The 5389-nt window shown below is 56.5% G+C and carries 7 protein-coding genes; 2 read left to right on the top strand and 5 right to left on the bottom strand.

Going from position 1 to position 5389, the window contains the following annotated elements:
• Positions 1–401: transposase (locus ACW5EG_RS16965; protein ID WP_457022463.1), on the top strand; the 401-nt coding region annotated here is incomplete at its 5' end.
• 55 nt (positions 402–456) lie between these two features.
• Entirely contained in the window at positions 457–663 is a 207-nt protein-coding gene (locus ACW5EG_RS16970) for a hypothetical protein (RefSeq protein ID WP_457022465.1), read from the top strand.
• A gap of 354 nt (positions 664–1017) precedes the next feature.
• On the opposite strand, the gene ACW5EG_RS16975 is transcribed toward ACW5EG_RS16970, so the two are convergent.
• The 5 genes from ACW5EG_RS16975 to ACW5EG_RS16995 form a co-directional block, all read right to left on the bottom strand.
• Positions 1018–1494, bottom strand: coding sequence for an ASCH domain-containing protein (locus ACW5EG_RS16975; RefSeq protein WP_457020499.1), 477 nt, complete (start codon positions 1492–1494; stop codon positions 1018–1020).
• Positions 1495–1576: 82 nt separating this feature from the next.
• Positions 1577–2011, bottom strand: coding sequence for a hypothetical protein (locus tag ACW5EG_RS16980; RefSeq protein WP_457020500.1), 435 nt, complete (start codon positions 2009–2011; stop codon positions 1577–1579).
• 1606 nt (positions 2012–3617) lie between these two features.
• Positions 3618–4259 (bottom strand): hypothetical protein, encoded by a 642-nt coding sequence (locus ACW5EG_RS16985; protein ID WP_457022466.1) that lies wholly within the window; start codon positions 4257–4259, stop codon positions 3618–3620.
• Between the two features lie 19 nt (positions 4260–4278).
• Complete coding sequence (locus ACW5EG_RS16990) at positions 4279–4668, bottom strand: VOC family protein (RefSeq protein WP_457022468.1); 390 nt, start codon at positions 4666–4668, stop codon at positions 4279–4281.
• Positions 4669–4787: 119 nt separating this feature from the next.
• On the bottom strand, positions 4788–5261 hold the full coding sequence (locus ACW5EG_RS16995; RefSeq protein WP_457022470.1) for a hypothetical protein: 474 nt from the start codon (positions 5259–5261) through the stop codon (positions 4788–4790).
• Between the last annotated feature and the right edge of the window lie 128 nt (positions 5262–5389).

A 5389-nucleotide genomic window follows, 5' to 3' on the forward strand; every position in this document is an offset into this window, starting at 1 on the left:
AGGCCTTGATCCAGGCGCACGCCACGCCCGCGCTACGCTCGAGCAAGGGTCTTGGACCCGTGTTCCAGGCCACCGCTCTCGCGCTGCTGCCGGAGCTCGGCCACCTTGATCGCAGACAGATCGCCAAGCTCACCGGCGTCGCCCCGATGAACCGGGACAGCGGACAGGGCCAGGGCAAGCGACGGATCCGTGGAGGGCGCGCCCCGGTTCGCGTCGCGCTCTACATGGCCACGCTCTCGGCCGTACGCTGGGATCCGACCATGAAGGCGCACTACCAGCAGCTTCGGGCGCGCGGCAAGCTTGGCAAGGTGGCGCTGGTGGCTTGCATGCGCAAGCTGCTCGGGATCATCAATGCCAGGCGCCGCGACGAGCTTCGGGCCGAGGGCCTGGCACTGGCTTGAGCGGCACGCTTCAAGACAGTTGCTGAATTAAGCCGACCCGCGAAGCGGGTTCGGCTTGAATGAATTGTTAGCGCCCACCCTGCGCAGCGGCAAGCAGCGCCGCTTGAACATTGTTGAGGGCGGTGCTGTCCCCATGCCGAGCTTCTTGGAACGGTTTAAACAGGCGGAACACCCGAGCTGGCCGCCAGCGTTCCACAACAATGCCGATTGGGCAGAACTCATAGTGACCGCCAAAGTGACGAAAGATACGGCCAGCCAATGATGATCTTTCCCAAGGATGCGACCTGTTAATGACCACAGCCGCATGGGGAAGACTTGGCAAGATAGTGTTCTCAACGTGCTCTTTCCACTTGGGACTGTCCGAGTAGACGAACACTACCAATTTTGTGTGCGTAGTCCATGCAGCGATTGAAAGGAGAGATGACCAAGCGATGCGAGCAAGGACACGGACGAGAACTAGCGGAAGGAGCAGTACAAACACCGGGGCGACAATCCACGGAGATACGAATCTGCTGATCCATCTCTGACGCTGCACTTTCGGATCACGGTGATCTGACATGGGCGCTAACGCCTGAATTAAGCCGCGCCGCGAAGCGGCGTCGGCTTGAATGAAATGTTAGGCCGCGCCTGACGGAAATATGCGCTCAAACTCTTGAAAGACGACAGACATGTCAGGCTGAGGCTCATAGCCAGTCCCTTGGAGCTCGTGATGGTAATAGTCCCAATGAGCCTTGCGCCACCAATCAAGCGATCCATCTCCCTCACCTTCAATTCTTGCGTGAACCTCAGTGATCTCGTTGAGCGGGAGGATCTGCACTTTGGTTGTGCGAATAATACATACGGCCTTACCGCTCCAGTCCGTCACTATGTTCAGATCGCCCACATGGGGCAAAGCCTCACCGCTGCTCTCAAAAGACCACAACGAAGGTGATGTTGCGCGCTTTCTGCCGGTCAAGACTAGCTGAGCACACTCATGAGCATCCGCCTCGTTGTCGCAAAAATGCCAGGCTGGCGGAGCATCCGTGGGGAGTTGTGATGGTTGAGACTGACGAGCAAGGTAGTCGTCCCACATAAGCTTTACTGATCGGTGCATAAGAGTGTCTTAGCGGCCTAACGCCAGAATTAAGCCGAGCCGCGAAGCGGCTTCGGCTTGAATGAATAGTTAGGGCGCACAGTCATGGCATCTTGAACGCGATGCGCTCCAAAGCGGACAGCCGATCAAGCAACTGTTGCTCAGTATCGGCCGTAACCCAGATATGCGCCACATAACCCCATTTTCGATCAAGCGTCAGCAGGGTTTGACGCGAGAAGGCGGAATTGGAGTCACCAGGATCTTGGCGATACCAAGTCACGCGACGGCCTGCGACCTTGCCCTTGCCAATGCGCTCGGCACGCTCGGGGTGAAAGCTTGGGTGATTGCCGAGGTAGATGCCAAAAGCTTGATCCTCGGACCCGATGACAGAGGCGCGGCACACATCAAAGTCGGGCCCCTCGCTGTAGGTCCACTCGAGGCCGGAATCCGACGGGAGCGTGGGGCAGACCTCAATAGATCGCGCAAGAGCTTGTGGCGCTGCGAGGAAGAGAAGGCTAAGTAACCAGAAGTGCTTCATGTGCGGCCTAACACTTGAGTTAAGCCGAACCGCGAAGCGGTTTCGGCTTGAACGAATAGTTAGGGCGCCGGCAACCGAACTGCCGGGCCCAGTTGCCGGAACTGTAACCCAAACCGAAGCCCGGGCAAGCCTGCCCAAGATGCGTTCGGGCGGGCCGCTGCTGCGCCCGGTGCCGCCAGCGAGCGGCCTGCGCCGAAGCACCTTCGGGAGTGAAGTTGCTGCGCGAAGATCTGGAGCAGCAGGCGTGCGCGCGCAAGGTGCAGCTGCCGTGACCACACACAGATCATGGGATGCCTGACCGAGCGGCCTAACGCCTGAGTTAAGCCGACTTGCGTAGTGGAGGAAAAGGTATGGCAAGCTTTTTCTGCCATACCTTTGCCGTAACGAAGCAAGTTCGGCTTGAACGAATTGTTAGGGCGCCGGCAACCGAACAGCCAGACCCAGTTGGCGGAACTGTAACCCAAACCGTAGCCTGGGCAAGCCTGCCCCAGAGGCGTTCTGGCGTGCCGTTGCTGCGCACAGTGCCGCCAGCCAAGGCTTGCATCCACGAACCTTCGGGAGCGCAGTTGCTGCGCGCAGATCTGGAACAGCAGGCTTACTCGAGCAAGGTGCAGACACGGTGACCACACTGATCATGGATGCCTGACCGAGCGGCCTAACGCCTAAGTTAAGCCGAATTGCAGCGTGTAGCCGGGCACATGGCAAGCTCTTTCTGCCATGTGGCTGGCGTAGCGATGCAATTTCGGCTTGAACGCATTGTTAGGCCCCAGCCCCGACTGTGTGGATGTACAGCTTTTGAGACTGTGGCCGAATGTCCAAGAAATACTGCACGTCGCAGCCCTTGCAGGCTGCAGGATGCTCCTCATCACTCCCGCGCTGATTCTCGAGAGCGATGGCTAGCACAGGGTGACCGCAAGTCCAGCAACAGAACGCCAAATTATTGCCATGAGGATCAGCTGCAATTTCTGACCCGTCTGTGTCTAGCACCAGAAAGTGAGAGATTTTCATGATGTGTGCCGGCTGGACCTTGGAGGTACGACAGATTGGGGCCTAACACTTGAATTAAGCCGCGCCACGAAGTGGCGTCGGCTTGAATGAATGGTTAGGCGCTAGGGCCTGTACTGCTCGCAATACTGAGTGCTAACCGCTACCAGCCTATCGCCCTCGAAACGCAAGCCGGTGGCAGGCACACCGATATTTGAGTCCGAATCTATGACACAGGTGAGAAGCTCGGACCGCGTGGACGCATCCGTCGCGGCAGCAAGGATGCTCTCCCTGGTCGCACCAGGCTTCAGCGACGAGTTGATTGCAGCCGCGAGAGGTTGCACCAGCTCTTCCCGAAGCTCAACGTATTGCTCGAACTCCGTGCATCCGTAGGATGTAGGTAGCTCAGGCGCTGGCTCTCGGGCGAGCCGAATAGCCCAGAGCGCATTCGATGCCACGAGCAACAGTAGCGATGCTATCAACGCAACTCTAAGCCGCGACATACTTCCTCCCAGCGCCTAACACCTGAGTTAAGCCGCGCCGCGCAGTGGCGAAAGCTTTGCGCTAGCGTAGCGCAGGCGCAAAGGTGAAGCTACGAAGCGGTGTCGGCTTGAACGAATAGTTAGCCGCATCCCGGGACACGCCGCAATAGCGCTTGGCCCTGAAATGTAAACGTCGAATCAGCAGTATCATTGTTGAGATTATTTACGACTCTAGTGCCGCTTGTCACCAAGGTATCAGCCGAGTTCTGGGTCAATGAAAATGTCCAAGCCTCCACCCACTCGCCGCCGCCAAGCGTCTTTCCTGCTGTCAGGGAGGAAAGGATTGACGTAGGCCCGATTCGGTTAGTTTTGAACGAGCCAGGCTTTAACTCATTCCATGTCTTTTCTTCTAGGATAAAAACACGACTCGCGCCCGTATCCGTGATTAAACATAATTGAAAAGGCCGATGCACGGCGGGATCTCCGGGTGATGAGAATGGCATCGTTCCGGCCCAGATGCCCCACGGTTTGTGTTTCTTGTCGATGGCGTCGAGTCTAGATACATTGCGCTCTGCCTCTTTCACCAGCGAGTCAACAGCGAAATCGCCGTCAGAGTTCCAAAGAACACCCGAAACGAGACCCAGCACGAAGGCGGCGACGAGCGCAAAGACGATGGCTACGAGTCTCTTCAATGCGGCTAACGCCTGAGTTAAGCCGACTTGCGTAGTGGAGCCAAAGCCATGGCAAGATTTTTCTGCCATGGTTTTGGTGTAACGAAGCAAGTTCGGCTTGAACGAATTGTTAGGCCGCAGCCAGCGCACTGATCATGACGTAGTACCCGTCAGGATCACGCAGCGCGAACTCTCTGGTGCCTGTGTTTGGATTGATATTAGGCTCCTCTTCAAGCGCCGCGACAAGGCCGCGTGCGCGACCCAGCGCTTGGTCAAAGTCATCTACGCGAAAGAAGAGAAGTAGCCCATTGCCAGGCTCTGCATGATCTGGACTGGCAAGGGAGGGATGCTCGTCGTCACCCCAGCGATGAAGGCAAAGCAGGACGGCCCCATCTGTGTCTAGGATCTGTCCGAAATAGTCATGGGCAGGCTGCGTGGCAGTTTGCCCCAAAAGCGACTGATACCACGCGAAGCTGCGGATAACGTCCGTGACACCAATGATTGTCCACAATCGCTGCATGGTTGCTCCTGCGGCCTAACGCTTGAGTTAAGCCGACTTGCGTAGTGGAGCCAAACACATGGCAAGCTGTATCTGCCATGTGTTTGGTGCAACGAAGCAAGTTCGGCTTGAACGAATTGTTATACCCCTAGATCATCTCTAGCCATAGCTATTAACTTTGGCAGATAGGTTGAAGCTAGCGACTGCACGCGCGAAGCGTGCTCTGCCCACGCGCGATCTCTTTCGTAAGGATCATCTTCGAAGTTCTCAGACAATTGGAATTTGAGGCCAAACAACTCAGAAGTAAATTCATCTAACGCTGAGATGAAATCTTTGGAGAGAATGAGAGCGCCGACCTTGCTCTGTCTCACGACTTCCCGCTGCGCTGAACCGTATTCTTCTGCAATGTTGGGAGTTCCAAGGGTTGGAAGCATGTTGACCTCGGCACCCGACTCGTTTGCCCAATGCATGATTGTCTCCATGCTTTGGATTGCACCTTTATACGCTAAGTACTTGTCATTCCAAATCTGCTCGCCTTTGAACTTTAGTGTCGCAACCCATAGCCCCAATAGCGCAGCGACTAGAGGGATTGCCACGTCCTTGATTGGATTCAACTCAGTAATGAAGGATGGGAGTGCTGACATAGGGGTATAACGCCTAAGTTAAGCCGCGCCGCAGCGGGGTGTGAAGCACATGGCAAGCTGTACCTGCCATGTGGTTTGCGCCCCGATGCGGTGTCGGC

Source organism: Luteimonas sp. A611 (genome assembly GCF_054072715.1).